Annotated in this window: 12 protein-coding genes; 4 read left to right on the top strand and 8 right to left on the bottom strand. The window is 71.8% G+C overall.

Translation table 11 applies throughout. The features are described 5' to 3' along the window. Positions 1-17: 17 nt before the first annotated feature. Both ACZ63D_RS29070 and ACZ63D_RS29065 read right to left on the bottom strand, forming a co-directional pair. On the bottom strand, positions 18-1,337 hold the full coding sequence (locus ACZ63D_RS29070; RefSeq protein ID WP_465357542.1) for an alkyl sulfatase dimerization domain-containing protein: 1,320 nt from the start codon (positions 1,335-1,337) through the stop codon (positions 18-20). Beyond that, a complete protein-coding gene (locus ACZ63D_RS29065) occupies positions 1,330-3,372 on the bottom strand; it encodes an acetate--CoA ligase family protein (RefSeq protein WP_465357541.1) in 2,043 nt (680 codons plus the stop codon). Before ACZ63D_RS29065 ends, ACZ63D_RS29070 begins: the two co-directional genes overlap by 8 nt. Before the next feature lie 80 nt (positions 3,373-3,452). Between ACZ63D_RS29065 and ACZ63D_RS29060 the strand changes: the two genes are divergently transcribed. Then, entirely contained in the window at positions 3,453-4,622 is a 1,170-nt protein-coding gene (locus tag ACZ63D_RS29060; protein WP_465357540.1) for a PucR family transcriptional regulator, read from the top strand. Here ACZ63D_RS29060 and ACZ63D_RS29055 read toward each other — a convergent pair whose 3' ends face one another. Genes ACZ63D_RS29055 through ACZ63D_RS29030 form a run of 6 tightly spaced genes read right to left on the bottom strand, consistent with a single transcriptional unit; the run spans position 4,623 to position 12,507 of the window. Continuing rightward, positions 4,623-5,621 carry a hypothetical protein gene (locus ACZ63D_RS29055; RefSeq protein ID WP_465357539.1) on the bottom strand — a complete coding sequence of 333 codons (999 nt, stop codon included), beginning with the start codon at positions 5,619-5,621 and terminating at the stop codon, positions 4,623-4,625. Positions 5,622-5,634: 13 nt separating this feature from the next. Further along, positions 5,635-6,456: a DUF3592 domain-containing protein gene (locus tag ACZ63D_RS29050; RefSeq protein ID WP_465357538.1), complete on the bottom strand. Its 822-nt coding sequence runs from the start codon at positions 6,454-6,456 to the stop codon at positions 5,635-5,637. A 9-nt stretch (positions 6,457-6,465) separates the two neighbouring features. After that, on the bottom strand, positions 6,466-6,993 hold the full coding sequence (locus ACZ63D_RS29045) for a hypothetical protein (RefSeq protein ID WP_465357537.1): 528 nt from the start codon (positions 6,991-6,993) through the stop codon (positions 6,466-6,468). A gap of 54 nt (positions 6,994-7,047) precedes the next feature. Continuing rightward, a complete protein-coding gene (locus ACZ63D_RS29040; RefSeq protein ID WP_465357536.1) occupies positions 7,048-10,047 on the bottom strand; it encodes a hypothetical protein in 3,000 nt (999 codons plus the stop codon). A gap of 1 nt (position 10,048) precedes the next feature. After that, complete coding sequence (locus ACZ63D_RS29035) at positions 10,049-11,080, bottom strand: hypothetical protein (protein ID WP_465357535.1); 1,032 nt, start codon at positions 11,078-11,080, stop codon at positions 10,049-10,051. After that, a complete protein-coding gene (locus tag ACZ63D_RS29030) occupies positions 11,077-12,507 on the bottom strand; it encodes a hypothetical protein (RefSeq protein ID WP_465357534.1) in 1,431 nt (476 codons plus the stop codon). Before ACZ63D_RS29030 ends, ACZ63D_RS29035 begins: the two co-directional genes overlap by 4 nt. A 22-nt stretch (positions 12,508-12,529) precedes the next feature. Between ACZ63D_RS29030 and cynS the strand changes: the two genes are divergently transcribed. The 3 genes from cynS (at position 12,530) to ACZ63D_RS29015 (ending at position 14,549) form a co-directional block, all read left to right on the top strand. Next, positions 12,530-13,000 (top strand): cyanase, encoded by a 471-nt coding sequence (gene cynS, locus ACZ63D_RS29025; protein WP_465357533.1) that lies wholly within the window; start codon positions 12,530-12,532, stop codon positions 12,998-13,000. A gap of 169 nt (positions 13,001-13,169) precedes the next feature. Continuing rightward, on the top strand, positions 13,170-13,400 hold the full coding sequence (locus tag ACZ63D_RS29020; RefSeq protein WP_465357532.1) for an MbtH family protein: 231 nt from the start codon (positions 13,170-13,172) through the stop codon (positions 13,398-13,400). 183 nt (positions 13,401-13,583) lie between these two features. Further along, positions 13,584-14,549 (top strand): hypothetical protein, encoded by a 966-nt coding sequence (locus ACZ63D_RS29015; RefSeq protein WP_465357531.1) that lies wholly within the window; start codon positions 13,584-13,586, stop codon positions 14,547-14,549. The last annotated feature ends 1 nt before the right edge of the window (position 14,550 follow it).

Genomic DNA, 14,550 nt, shown 5'->3' with positions numbered 1-14,550 from the left:
ATCCGGACCGGGGCGGTTCAGAAGGCCCAGCGGGTGCGGCCCGCTGTCCGGGCGCGCAGCTGTTCGGTGCGGTCGGTGCCGTTCAGCACGGCTTGGGATTCGGCGGCGGCCCAGGCGTAGACGCCCTTGGCCATCGTCGAGGTCGCGGCTTTTTCTAGCGCGGTGAAGACTTCCGCGCGGGCGGCGTGCGCGGTTTCGTCGGCGGGCGCGGCGTCCACGGCGAGCTGCGCGAAGTGCCCGGCCAGCCGGTGTTCGCCCGCGGCGAGCAATTCCCGCGCGCGGGCGGCCAGCCGGTCGGAGCCGCCGGACAGGTCGGCGAGTTCGCGGGACAGGTCGGCGCGGCGGGCGGGCTTGAGGTTGGCCGGGTTGCCGTCGTACCAGCCGCCGTAGAGCCGCCAGACGTTGCGGACGACGAATTCCGGTTCGTCGTAAGCCGGTTTGAGATACGGTTTGGCCAGCAGCTCTGCGGGCGCGGTGACGCCGTGGACGACCTCGTCGAGCGTCGCGCCCGCGTTCATCGCGTCCACGGTCTGGTCGTGCAGGGTTTCGAGGAACTCGGCGGTGTCGGACAGCGCGGTCCGGATCCGGTCGGCTCCGGCGATCGGCACGCCGTGGCCGGGCAGCAGCAGTTCCGCGCCGAGTCCGGCCATCCAGCGCAGTGCCCGCGCCCACTCCGCGGCGTAGCGCTGCACCTTCTGCGGATTGCCCGGGTTGGGGGAGGACCAGATGAAAAAGTCGCCGCAGCACAGGATTTTCCGGTCGGGCAGCCACGCGATCGTCGCGTCGTCCGTCTCGCCGCGGCCGTGCGTGAGCCGCACGTCGAGGTCGCCGATCCGGAGCGTGGCGGTGTCGCGGTAAGTGACGTCGGGGTGCCGGTACGTCTCCGGCCAGCGGAAGCCGGGCGACTGGAACTGCCGCTGGTTGATCACCGTGTTGTAGCCGCGGGTGCGTTCGTATCGGGCGAAGCGGGGCGGTGTGTTTTCGTGCGCCAGCACGGATGGACGACACCAGCCGCGCTCGTCGGCTTCGGCGTCGAATGGGCCGACGCCGAAGACGTGGTCGATATGGCCGTGCGAGTAGACAGCAGTGTGCAGCGGTGCGTCGGTGCGGGCGCGGGTCGCGCCGAAAAGGTCTTTCGCGGTGCGGCGTTCGCCGGTGTCGAAGCAGAACAGGCCATCGTCGGTGGGGAAGAGGAAGACGTTGCCGAACGCCGGCCACATCCAGACGCCTTCGGCCAGCTCGTGCAGACCGTCCTTGCGCAGCGTGCCGGTGTGGTAGACGCGGGTGTCGGCCTCGCCTCGCCAGACTTTGTCGGCGTAGTCGAGCAGGTCAGTCACGGGATGCCTCCTGGACGTTCTCGGTGAACAGCGCGTCGACGGCGACCAAGGCTTCGCCGCTGACGCAGAGCGGGTTGAGGTCGGCTTCGGCGAATTCCGGATGGTCGCCGAGGATGCGGACAAGCCCGTCGATCGCGGCGGCGACGGCGGGGACCGGGGCGGCGAGGACGGCACCGGCCCAGGCGGCCAGCTCGGCTCGCTGGTCCGGGGTGGCCGGGAGCAGCAGCGCGCGGCGGGGTGCGGTGGGGTCTTCGGCTCGGTCGCCGCCCGCGCCGAGGACGATTGCGGTGCCGTACAACGGATCTCGTGTAGCGCCGAGGGCGAGTTCGGCGGTGTGCGGCAGCTGGGGTTGCACGACGAGGGTGCGATTCGGGTCGGTGGAGACCTCGTCCAGCCGCGCTTGGAGCGTGTCCAGCACGGCGGGCAGTTCGGCCGCGGTGACACCGACGCGGACCAGTCCGGCGCGCGCCCGGTGCGGCACGTCGAAGGCATCGCCCTTGACCACATACGGCCCTGGCCAGCCGCGGTGCCGTACTGCGGCGGCGAGATCGGTCCCAGCGACGGTGTCCACATGCGGAATACCGGCGTCCTCCAGCAGGGGAGCGGCCCGCAGTTCAGTCCACACTGGACGGTCGTCGCCACTGGAGTGCCGCGCGGGCTCCGGCACGCGGTCCGGGACTAGCACCCGAAGGCGACGCACGAGAGCGCCGATGCTGGGCAGGACGGTGTCCGGCCGCCCGAGCTTCGCCAGCTCTCCAGGCGGCGCGCACGCCCAGACGAACCACGTAGGCGTCCGCATCGCGGCGGCTGCGGCGGCCAGCCGGTGGTACGCCTCGCGGAACCGGTCGCCGAACGTCAGATAGAGCACGACGCCGTCCAGGTCCGGGTCCTCGTCGAGCGCGCTCAGCAGATCGCCGACCCGGTTCATCCAGCGGTCGATGTTGCCGCCGAGGTCGACCGGGTTCTCGTCGGCCGCCTCGACCCCGCCGATCTCCGCGAGCTTCGTGCGCGTCCTCCCGGACAGCGGCGGGATCCGGACGCCCAGCGCGGTGAGGTTGTCCGCGAGGATGCCGCCCGCGCCGCCGGACATGGTCAGCACCGCGAGCCGGGGAGCCGGGGGCAGCGTCGTGCCTTTGCGGGCGCAGAGCACGGCGTCCACGAGCTGGTCGTCGTCGGTGACCAGGTGGATGCCTTCCTGGCGGCACAGCGAGGCGAGCAGGAAGTGATCCCCGGCGACGGCCGCGGTGTGCGACAAAGCGGCCTGCCGACCGGCGGCACTGCTGCCGACCGCGAGCGCCACCACGGTCTTGCCCGCAGCCTGCGCCTGACGGCCGAGCGCGCGGAGACCGTCCGCGTCGCGCACGCCTTCGAGGTAGAGCACGAGCACGTCGACGTCAGGCTGGGCCAGCAGGTCGCGGCCGATCTCGTGGCTGGACAGGCAGGCTTCGTTCCCGACGCTCGCGTAGTAGGAGTAGCCGATCCCGGCCTGTTCGAGCAGGTCGGCGAGGACGAACCCCATCGCGCCGCTCTGCGTGACGATCGCGATCGGGCCCGGCGGCAGGCGTTCGCGGTCGAGGAAAACGGTCGTCGACAGCTGCACGCCAGCCGGGTGGCTCACCACGCCCAGGCAGTTCGGGCCCAGCACCGGCAGGTCTCCGGCGGCTTCGCGCAGCTCGTCCTCCAGCGCGGTGTTGCCGCCTTCGGCGAAACCGGACGCGAAGACGACGACCGCGCCGGAGCCGAGTTCGCGCGCCTGCCGGACCAGCGCGGGAACCGTTTCCGCCGGGGTCGCGAGGACCACTAGGTCGGAGCCGTAGCCGATCTCGGCGAGCGAACCGACCGTCCGCACGCCGGGCAGCTCGAGCGGGCCGCGGGAGATCGCGAAGACCTCGCCGCCGTAGCCGCCGCGCAGCAGCCGGTCCAGCGCGATCCGGCCCCAGGACAGCGCGGTGGTCGCGGAAACGCCGACCACGGCGACCGACTTCGGGCGGAACAGCGGCTCGCAGCGCATCGGGCCTCCTGTGATCGCGGTCATGGACACAACCCCAACTGTCGCCGCTGGCCCACCCGGCTGGTAGCGCACATCGCCCAGGTTTTCGGCTACCGTGCTGTGACATGTCACAGTTCTCGTGGCGCGCCTTCGAGCACCGGCTGCCGAAGGCGGTCGAGCGGACGATCCGCCGGTACGTCGAGACGTCCTCGCACTACCGCGGCGAGGCGCCCGCTCACCTGCACCTGTACATGGCGCACACCTGCCGCGAGTTCGGCCGGATGTTCGCGCGCGCGGTGCGGGAGGGAAGCGATCCGCGCGAGGACGAGCTGGAGCTGTTCCGGCAGCGAGGCCGCGAGCGAGGCGCGGAAGGGCTGCCGGTCGGCGATTTCGTGCACGCGTACCTGCTGGCGGCCGAGGAGCTGTGGGCGGAGATCCTGGAGCTGTCCGGCGGTTCGCCGCCGCCGGAGACGACCGCGGTGCTGCTGAACTGCCTGCACCGGGTGGTGAACGTGGCGGTGCAGGCGCACCAGAAGGAATTCCGGATCGCCGACCAGGAACAGCGCGAGGCGGCCCGGGCGCTGGTGCGGCGGCTGGCCGCGGGGGAGGCGGTCCCGGAACCGGCCGACGTCCGGCTCGCCCCGGCGTACGGCGTCCTGGCGGTGCGATTCGCCGCCGACCCGGCGGATTCCGTCGGCGACGCGGTCGGGCGCCATCTGGCCGGACAGCGGAAGGCGCGGCTGCTGTTGCAGCACTTGCATCGAGAGCTGTCCGGCGATGTGCTGGCCGACTTGGATCCCGGCGGCGGCCTGCTGCTGCTTCCGTCCGCTTCGGACGATCACGAGGCGGCGCTGGCCGAGGCCCGGCAGGCTGTTCCGCGCGCGCACCAGGCGACGGGCGTGGAGATCACCGGAGCGTTCGCGCACGCGGCCGAGCTGCCGGAAATCCCGGCGGCGGTGGCGGAAGCGGAACGGCTGCTGCGGCTGAACGCGAAGCCCGGCACCGTCGCGGTGCTCGCGGACCATCTGTTCGAGTACCAGCTGAATCATGACAGCGCGGCGACTCCTCAGCTGCGTGCTTTGGCGGCGCGGTTGAGCGGTGAGCCTGATCTGACGGGGACGCTCCGGACGTACTTCGACACGGATTTCAACCGGCGCGAGACGGCGCGGAAGCTGCACGTCCATCCGAACACCGTGGACAATCGCCTGTCGCGGATCGCGAACTTGACCGGCGCGGATCCGCGGACGGCGAAAGGGATTTTGCTGCTCGGCGCGTCACTGGGGCTGGCGGGCTGATCACCCGGCGAGGGTGGCGCTGCCCTTGGGGCCGGTCACGGTGACCCGGATCATCCGCGCGGACGGCAGCTGAACGACGGTGACCTGCCAGGTCTGCGGCGTTCCGACGTCGAGGGTCCGCAAGGCTTTCCGGACCAGGCGGGAGATCTCGGGGACAGGCAGGGTCCGAAGGTCGAATCGCGGGACCTGGGCTCCGCTCGGCGCGAAGACGACCGTGAGCCGGTGTTCCTGGACGACCGCGGTCAGCGTCTGGGAGACGTCGGTGCCGAGGGCGAGTCCGTCGACGGCGCGGCGCAGCTCTCCCTCGTCCAGCAATGACTGCTCGGGGCCAACGTCGACCGTCGCGGAACCCGAGGAAGTCACCGCCGCAGGTGGCTGAGAGGTCTGCGGGGCGCTGGGCTCCGGCGTGAACAGTTCGGCGCGGAACAGCCCGAGGACCGCACCCGCGCCGAGCAGCAGCCCGATGAGCGCGCAGACACCGGCCGCGCAGCCCTTCGGCGGCGGATGGACCAAAGCGGACTCAGCCGCGGCCGGGATGACCGCGTTTTCCGCTCGGCGTCGCCACTCCGGCGGTGGGTCGGCCACGATCCGCACTTTCCACGGCCGGCCCGGCGGATAGCTGACCACCAGGACGTCGCCCTTGCGGTAGTCGCGGAGATCGACCAGATTGACCGTGCGGGTCGCCGATGCCCGATGGGACGGTGCCCCGTCCGGCGCGACGGTCAGGATGAAATCCACCGTGAGATCGCCGGTTTCGGCGCCACCGGCGCGCAGGCTTTCGATGCGGGCGAGCGCCACCACCGGCTCGATCGCTGCTTCGCGGACGCGCCGCGGCAGGCCGCCGAGGTAGATCAGAAGGCCGTAGCCGAGCGGGATTCCCAGCCCGGCCACGAGCAACGGAACGCTCTCGACGATGATCGCTGCGACGAGTGAGCACAGACTGGCTCCGATCGCCAAACCGGTCAGGAAACCGAACGCGATCGTGCGGAAGGCTGCCATGGGAGTAGTCCCTTCACTGCGGTCCGGCGGAAATCGGTTCCACCAGAACGGCTTTCGGGTCCAGCGGGTCGTAGCGGACCTGGACCGCCGAACCCTCGTGCGGGGCTTGGAACAGCGACGTGATCATCGTGGTCGCCACCTCGCGTTCGCCGGTCTCGGTCGGAAACCGCACGTGGACGGAGAACCGGGGGCTCCCCAGGACCCAGACGTTCGTGAAGTCCACGCGGGTGAGCACCCCCGTCACCCGGCGGCCGCTGCGGCGCAGCGCCTGCTCGCGGTCCTCCGCCTTCGCCGCGCGCAGGGAAGACCGCAGCAGCACCACGATCAGGGCCAGGGCGACGAGCCCGGCCGCGGCGGGCACCAGAAACGGCTCGTAGTAGACCACCCAGTCCACATCGGACCAGGGCTCGGCCTTGCTGTCGAGGAAAGGCAGCCGTTCGCCGACGGATTCCGGCAGCGTCCACGACGGAACCGCCACGCCGCTGCCCAGCATCACCCCGAGCGCCGCGGCCAGCGAACTGGCCCGGAAGCCAATCCCCATGCGGCGCAACGACATCCCGCTGCCCCAGAGCATCGCGAAACCCAGCGACGACGCCACCATGACCGACACGGTGAAGAACAGCACCAGAGAAGCCGCCGATCCCGCGTCGGCCCCCCACGCGCCGACGCGGTTCAGCGACATCAGCCGGAAGTCGTCCAGCAAACCGAGGGCACCGGACCACCCGGCGACCGCCCAGGCGAGCGTGGCGGGAATCCCGAGCAGCCACAGCCGCCGGTTCGACGCCCGGGTCTGTTCAGGGTCGTCCGACAGGCCGAATGCGAAGGAAGTGAACACCGCGGCCGCCTACGCGAGCGGGCCGAACACGGCGACCTTGGCCGGATCGGCAGGGTCGAGGCGGGCTTCGTGCCGGGTGCCGGGCGCGTACTGCTGGATCGTCGCCTGCGGGGCGATCAGCGGGACGACCGCCTGGTACATCATGCCGTCAGCGCGAGTGACGTCGAGCGTCGCGGTGTACTGGGCCTGTCCGGCCACCGTCCGTCCGGTCGGCTCCAGCGCGCGGATCACCAGGGTGGCCTCTTCGCCGGTGTCGTACAACCGGCGCAGTTCGGCGCCGTAGGCCTGCAGTTCCTGCTGCTGGCGCAGCTGCTCCGGCATCGGGAGGGCCAGGAACGCCGCCGTCTCCGGATCGGCCGCGGCGTTGCGGTACGCCTGCGCGGCCAGCTGCGGCGTCGGCAGCTGCGGGGTGATGTCGTGCCCTTGCGCGGTGGCTGCCTGCCGGAACTGCTCGGCGTGCTGCTGGAAATCCTGCGCGCCGCGGGCCATGCCCTGCTGGGTGGCTTCGTTGATCTTGTCGCGGATCTTCTTGAACATCGGATGCCTTTCGCTGTGCCGGTGTGCTGGACACAGCTTCGGGCCGCGAGGCTGCTACCGAACCCAGGTTTTGCCGTCGCCGGTGGTGTCGAGGCAGGTCAGGGCGGCCCAGAAGATCGGTGAGTGGGCTGGTTCGGGACGTTCGCGCCAGCGCGCGAGCCGAGTTCGCTGCCAGGCGCACAGCTGCGTGACTGGGTCCGTCCCGGCGAGCGCGGTGTCGACGGCGATGAGCAGTTCGGCCATCGGGTCCGCGCCGGATACTGCGGCTGAGGTCGGGAGTGCCCAGACGGTGGCGGCGACCAGCCCGGCCCCGGCTGCGACGGCGGCGAGCAGCACGCCGAACGGTTCGGGCAGGCCGAAATCGCTCGCACTGGCGCAGCCGATCAGGGCGACGCGTGCGGGCATGTCCACTTCGGACAGTGCGAGGTCGGCGGCGGTGAACGGCCGGTGCGCGCCGATCGGTGCGGCGGTGCCGGGCAGGTCGGCCGAGCAGGACAGGTGGAGCGCGGTCTGCGCGCCGTGGGCGTCTTGGATGCGGCTGACGTGCCCCGCGAAGACCAGCCGTGAACACGGTTCGGCCAGCAGTTCGGCGAGCAGTCGCCGGTCGGTGTCCGTGCGGCGGACCAGGTCCAGTCCGCGGGCCGCGGCGGGGCGGACGGGGCCCGCGGCGAGTTGCGCGTCGAGGTGGCGGATCAGCGGGGAGGACGGATTCTGTTTGCCGAGCACGGAGCCCAGTTCGCCAAACGCGCTCTGGCCGGGGATCCGCGGATCGAGCAGGTAGACCGGAGGTCCGGCGGGGGCTGGTGCGCGGCGGGGGATTCCGGCGGGGGCGAGCAGGGAGACGTCGGCGAGGTCGAGGATCCGTACGTCGCTGTCGAAGCAGCTGTCGACCTTGTCGGCGTCGAGCACGTGGTCCGGGCGTCGGTCGGGCAGGGCGAGCAGGCCCCACGGGACGGCGGCGAGCGCCGGGGACGGCTGGATGCGCAGCAGCGGGCGCGAGGCTCGCCGGAGCTGGGCGACGAGGTCAGCGGGAAGGAGGTTGAGCGCGAGGATGCGGGCAAGGCGTTGTTCCGCGGCGAAGCTGCCGAAGGCGTCGAGTGAACGACGGACGGCGGCGGCGACCGGTTCGCCTTCTCGCGGTGTCGGGGCGGCTTCGGCGAGGAACCCGCGCACGGTGGCGACGAGGTCGGCGTCGATCGGGTGCGTGTGGACGGTGTCGAGGTCGCTGGTGGTGCGCCAGCTGAGATAGGTGTGCCCGGCGTCGGCGTAGCGGAGAAGGAAGGTCTCGCGACCGGGCTCGGCGGCGGGCCAGGTCTCGACGGTGCCGGTCGTCGGCACTGCGCACCCGTACCGTTCGGCGGCCAGCCGGGTCCAGGCGTCCAGTTCCATCGGCGAGGACGGCGACCAGCGGAGGCCGGGTGGTGGGGCGAGCCGGAGCGGGAGCGACGAGGTGACCGAACCCAGTGCTGCCAAGGGGAGTTGCTCTTGCGGAGCTGGAGGAGCGGCCAGCGCGGGCAGCTCATCGGTCAGGTTCAGGGAACGGGCTTCCGGGTACGCCCCGACCGCGCAGGCGCGCTCGATCAGCTCCGCGATCAGCCGGGTCTCCCCGAGCTGAGTCAGCAGGACCATCAGCAGTTCCGTCGCCGGGCCTGCAACGCTGTTCGCCCAGGCGGTACGCGCCTGCGCCGAGGCGAAGGCGAACCGGTACTCCTGCGCCGCGAGGGCTACCGGCAACAGCAGGTCTAGGACTGCGCGCGGGTTTTCGCTGCGTTCGCGGCCGATCGCCGCCGCGAGGTAGTCGGCGCGCAGGCACTCCAGCCATTCGCCCGATTCGCGGGCTGCCGTCCGGAGCTGGGTCACGTGCTCTTCCGCTGACGTCCAGTCGCCTTCGGCCGCCGCGCACCGAGCCAGCGCCGCCGCGAGCCGGCGCGCGCCCGGAGTATCGCCGTTCGCTGCCCACAGTTTTCCCGCGTGCTCGAACTGGTCCCGCGCCTGCGTGACGTCGCCCGCGAGCAGGAGCAAGGAGCCCAGTGCGTAGCTCGCGTCGGCGACGTCGCCGGTCACCCCGGCCGCGGCGAGTTCGTCCCTGGCCTGGACGATCGCCGCGATCGCGCCGGGCAGATCCCCGTCGAGCGCGCGGGTTTCGGCCAGCCCGATGGCGAATTTGGCCGCCAGCGGACCGTCGTGCCGGGCGGTGAGCCGCAGCAGGTCCGCCGTCGCGTCCGCTTCCTCGCCGCCTGCCTGGCGGATGCGGGCGCGTTCGGCCCGCGCCATCGCCCGCAACGCCGCTGCCTGCTCGCGGACCTCGTCAATCTCCGCGATGCGGTCCAGGGCGGCCAGGATCTCGTCGATCGCCTCGCGCGCCCCGGCCGGATCCCCGGCGGCCACCTGCACGCGGACTTCGAGGATGCGCAGCTCCAGCTCGTCGGTGCCGTGCGGGTCGAGCTGCTCGCGCGGGAACTGGCCGGGTTCGGCGGCCTTCCGGAACGCCGCGCGGCGTCGCTGGTCCGCGAGCAGCTCGCGGGCCCTGACGAGGTCACCCTCCTCAGTGGACAGTGAGATGAGGACGCGTTCGGCCACCTCGCGGGAGCCTTCGACCATCCGCAGTTCGGCGTACTGTCCGAAGTGGACGATCGCGGCCGTGGTCGTCTGGAAGACGCTGAGCACGGCTTCCGCGCAGTGGCGCGCGGTGCGGAGGTCGCCCGCCGAGTAACAGACGGTGGCCAGGTCGCTGACCGCGGCGAGTTCGAGGCTGACCCGGTCGAGTTGCTGCGCGAGCTGCCGCATCCGGGTGTACGCCCGTTGTGCGCCGGTGACGTCGCGTGCCGCGGCGAGTCTTTTGGCCTCGGTTTGGACGGCGGAGGCCTCGGTCAGCAGCGAGTCGTATTCGGCCTGGGTCAGCGTGCAGGCGGGTACTTCTTGGTAGGCGGTGGGGTCGAGGCCGAAATGGGTTGCGACGCAACGGCAGTTGTAGCCGTGCGACACCGCGTCGGCCAGTTCCGGCGGAGGCGGCCGGTCCGGCGGCGCGAGCGGCGGCGGCATTCCGGCGAGCACGTCAGAACTCCTCGTCCGCGGCGGCTCGCTCCGCCAGCGTTCGGGCCTCCCGCGGCAGCGCTTCGCGCGCCCGTACCAGGGAAATCACCTCGGCGCGGTCCTCCGGGGCGGTTCCCTCGACGTCCGGATCCGCCGCGCCGACCACGATCCCGATCCGGCCGGAGGGTGCCGCTGCGAGCCGGGTCCCGGCTTCGTCCAGCTCGGTTGCCCCGGCGAAGCCTCCGCTGCCGAGATGGAGAGCGACTTCGGCGAACGGCTCGCCGTCGTGGGTCGCCACAGCGGTGAGGGCTGCGTCGGCGAGCGCGCCCGCGACTTCGACCTCAACCCGGGCACCGGTCCTAGTCGCGACGATTCGCCAGGTCACGGTGTCCTCCGCGGCGTCCAGAACGCCCGGTGGCACCCGCGCCCAGTCGACACTGGTGCGTCCCTCGGCCAGCACGCCTTCGCCGGTCGCGGCGGGGCCGGAACCCGCCGCCAAGGCATACGCACGTTGACCAGGGGTGATTGCCAGCTGAGCCGTTTCGGCCCGGTCCAGGTCGTCCTGGCGGTCGAACCACGCTGAAAGCTGCTCACCCAGAAGCCGGGCTTCCTCCGCCACCGGTTGCGCGGCGGCGAGCAGGCCGGAGCTGGCCGCCTGGTCGAACAATTCCGCCGGGCTGGCCTCGAAGCCGTCGAGCAAGCCCTCGGCTACGTCTTCGACCGCCGCGGTCGCGACGGCCGCTTCGAGGTCCAGCAGCGCCGGATCAAGCGACGGGATTCCAAGCCGCGGGCTGGCAGGCCACCAGCGGCGCGCCCACAGCAGGAGTGCGAGACGGGCCAGCTCCGGCCGCGCCGGGACGTCGACGTGCCCTTCCCGGAGCGCGGTCACACTCGCTTCGGCTCCGACGAGCCTGGTCAGCCACGGTTCAGCCGCCGCGGCGTCGGTGAGTTCGATCCGCATCGACGGCTTCGAAGCGCCGAGCAGTTCGGCGAGCGCGAAGCGGATGAGGCCGCCGTCCGCGGCGAGAACCGGAGTGTGCACCGGATGCGTCACGAGGCGGCCTCCAGTCGCGGCAGGCTGGCGACGAGTGCGCGGCGCACTTTCGTCCGCAGGTCCAGCGAGGTCGAGCGGACGACTCCGGTGAGCAGGTCCCGGAAGTCGGCCGGGATTTCCCCGCTGACGTCGAAGCCGTGCAGCCGAGCCCACAGCCGGGCGAGGAAACGCTTCGCGAATTCGCGCAGTTCTCGCAGAATCTCGGCGTCCGGCTGCGCGGTGAGGGGCGTCGAACCGGCCAGCGCCCGGCGCGCGTAGAGGACGTATCCCTCCCGGGCGACCTGGGCGTTGAGCCTCTGCGCGAATTCCGGGATGGCGCTGGGCACCGGTCCGTCGAGGGGGCGGAGCGCGGGCGCGAGGACGACGCCGAGCACGAAACAGGTGGCCAGCACTGGCGCTTCGAGCCCGAAACCGGCAGTCGCGCGGAGGAGTTCTTCGTCGACCAGGTCGGCGACGGGGCTTGGCTCGGCCGCGCGGCGCAGGGTCGCGCGGACCCGCCGTTCGATGCTGCGTTCGAGAAGCTCGGGTCCGGCTTCGTCGCGCTGGCTCAGCGGCGGCACGGCGGTGCGTTCGCCGCGTTGCAGGCCGAGATCCGGGGCGGGGAGGCCGGAAATCTCGCGGACGGCCCGGGCGAGCGCGGCGGTGCCGCCGGGCTGGCGCAAGGCGAGGCCGAACACGTGCCCGGCGGGGGAGTCGGCGAGCGCCTGCCACGCCTCGTCGGTGAAGCCGTGGGCGACAGCGTCGAGCAGAGGCACGAATGTTTCCGGGGAGGTGCTCGGCGGAGCAGCCCAGCGACCGCGCAACTCGGCGGTCAGGTCGGCATGGTGATCCGCCAGGTACCGCGTCAGCTGATCGATCCCGGCCGGACCGTCTTCCCCGTGCCATTCGCGCAACGCCGCCGCGGCCCGCTCCGGCGCGGAGGCGTCCGGCCTGCCGAAGCCGGTGGCGAGTTCGTAAGCGAGGGGAAAGCACACGTCCTGGACGTTTCCCGCGGTGATGCGCAGGGCCCGGCGCTGCCGCTTGAGGTGGGTGAACCACTCCGCCGTCGCGCGCAGCCGTGCCGAGTCGGCCAGCAGCAGCTCGGTCAGTTCCGCCGCCGCGGCCGGATCCAGCAGCGGACGGCCCAGCCGGGGCCGGGCCGCGGTGCGGATCACCAGCGGGTCGACGATCTTCTTGATCGTGCGGGTCAGCGGGCCGCCGTCGCCCGCCGAAAGCACTTCGACGCCCGGGATCCGCCGCCAGGCCTGCGCGAGAACGGCCGAACGCAACCGGGATTCCCCCTGGCCTGCCATCATCGCGCCCCCTCGTTCCGCCCGCACTTTATCCTGCCCGCGGCGGTTCCCGGCCGCGGCGATCGCGACGACGATGGCAGTCCTCGGCGGCGCGGGGAAACCGCGGGCCGAGTCCACGCACAGTGCGGTGCTCATCCGAGGAAAGGACTTTCCGACCATGGTGCACAGCCAGCACGACCCGGCCGTCCGCGAAGCACTGGCCGCGAAAGCGGTGGAAGCCAAAGCCCGCAAGGACCTCACCTGGCAGCGGATCGCCGACGCCGCAGGCCTGTCGGTGGTGTTCACGACTGCTGCCGTTCTCGGCCAGCATCCGCTGCCGAAGGAATCCGCCGAGGCCGTGGCGGACCTGCTCGGCCTGGGCGACGACGCGGCGCTGCTGCTGCAGAGCGTGCCGGTGCGCGGTTCGATCCCGGACCGGGTGCCGACCGACCCGACGATCTACCGCTTCTACGAGATCCTCCAGGTCTACGGAACGACGCTCAAGGCCCTGATCCACGAGCAGTTCGGCGACGGCATCATCTCCGCGGTCAACTTCCGGCTCGACGTCCAGAAGGTTCCTGATCCGGAAGGCGGCGAGCGCGCCGTGATCACGCTGGACGGCAAGTACCTGCCGGCCAAGCCGTTCTGAGCGGACCAGGGCGGGCCGGGGAGCGCTCCGGCCCGCCCTGGTCCGTCTGAACCGATTCCGGCGGCGAATTCGGAAATCGGGTAGTCTCGGCGGCAACTGCTCGTCGTCGCGGCAATACTGGTCTATCCTGCTCTCAGCGCTCGGCCGCCTACTGGAACAGGGGAACTCCGTGACCAATCCGTTCGAAGACGAGAATGGCGTTTACCTCGTCCTGGTCAATGCCGAGAATCAGCATTCGCTGTGGCCGGAGTTCGCCGCCGTGCCGGACGGATGGACGACCGTCCACGGCCCGGCGTCCCGGGCGGAGTGCCTGGAGTACGTCAACGAAAACTGGACTGACCTGCGTCCGGCCTCGCTGGTCGCCGCGATGGCGGAGGCCGCCGAGCCGCCCGCGCGCTGAGGTCGTCCGGCGGGCGGAAGCCCCGGAATTGACACCACCGTCGCACGAATAAATGCGTCTCCGCTGAATTTCTCCGCGCGCGCGGAATGGCGGGCGCGGCGATTGTATTCTTCGTGTACGCGGCCCTGATTGACTTCGCCTGGAGGGGGGATTAAACGGCGTTTCCGTCAGATCGGTGGTATCGTGATCCGGCTTCATCTGACCCTGGAGTCATTGCAGTCCGTTCGTTTTCTCGAAGGCCCCCTCCCGGTGGTCGAACTGCTCGGCGCCCTGTGCCGGCTGCGCCGGGACGCGCGGCCCGGCGGGCATTTCGCGGTGCGGACGCGGCCGCCCCGGCCGATCCGGCCGCTGTTCGACCTGTTCTCCGCGCGCGGCGAGGTGCCGGACTTCCTCGTCTCGCGCCGCGCCGAGATCGGCTCCGCGCTGGACGACCTCGCGGCCTTGCCCGCCAGCCGGGTGCGCGCCGACCTCGCCGCGACGTTCCGGCTCAAGCAGCCCGCGGGCTGGCTGAACGACCTCGCCGCGGGCAGCGCCGGCGCGCGGGCGGCGCTGGTGAAGGCCGTCGAAGCGGGCTACCGGAGCCTGGTGGAGCCGCGGTGGGCCGAGATCGCCGCCACCGCGCAGGCGGACCTGGCGCAGCGCGGGCACCTCCTGCTGCGCCAGGGCCTGGCGGGCGCGATCGGCTCGGTGTCCGCCGGGATCAGCCGGCCCGGGAACGTCGTGGAGATCGCCAGCCCGGCCGACCGGGACCTGCCCGCGCCGCACGGACTGGACTTCGTGCCGTCGTGCCTGGCCCCGGAGACGGTGGTGATCCCGGGCGGGGAGGGCGAGCCGGTGACCGTGGTGTACCCGATTCCCGGCGTGTCCGCGCGCGGCGGGCCGGGCAGAACGAGCGGGGACGGCCTGTCCGCGCTGGTCGGGGCGCGGCGGGCGGCGATTCTCCGTGCCGCGGTGGTGCCGCGCGGGACTACGGAGCTCGCGATGCAGGCCGGGGTCAGCCTGTCGTCGGCTTCCGAACACGCCAGTGCGCTGCGGAACGCCGGGCTGATCATGACGGTGCGGGCCGGGCGGAAGGTTCTGCACACGGCGACGGAACTGGGAGCGTCGCTGGTGCGGGCGAGCGATGCGCCGCTGTGCGACGCGCGCTGAC

This window comes from Amycolatopsis sp. NPDC104775, assembly GCF_055583325.1.
Note: the sequence above shows the minus strand (reverse complement) of the source record. Positions and strands in the feature narration are given on the sequence as shown.

Coding starts and splice junctions, on each gene's coding strand:
- ACZ63D_RS29065 (WP_465357541.1), bottom strand. CDS start 3,372: ATGACCGCGATCACAGGAGGCCCGATGCGCTGCGAGCCGCTGTTCCGC.
- ACZ63D_RS29060 (WP_465357540.1), top strand. CDS start 3,453: ATGTCACAGTTCTCGTGGCGCGCCTTCGAGCACCGGCTGCCGAAGGCG.
- ACZ63D_RS29055 (WP_465357539.1), bottom strand. CDS start 5,621: ATGGCAGCCTTCCGCACGATCGCGTTCGGTTTCCTGACCGGTTTGGCG.
- ACZ63D_RS29045 (WP_465357537.1), bottom strand. CDS start 6,993: ATGTTCAAGAAGATCCGCGACAAGATCAACGAAGCCACCCAGCAGGGC.
- ACZ63D_RS29030 (WP_465357534.1), bottom strand. CDS start 12,507: ATGAGCACCGCACTGTGCGTGGACTCGGCCCGCGGTTTCCCCGCGCCG.
- cynS (WP_465357533.1), top strand. CDS start 12,530: ATGGTGCACAGCCAGCACGACCCGGCCGTCCGCGAAGCACTGGCCGCG.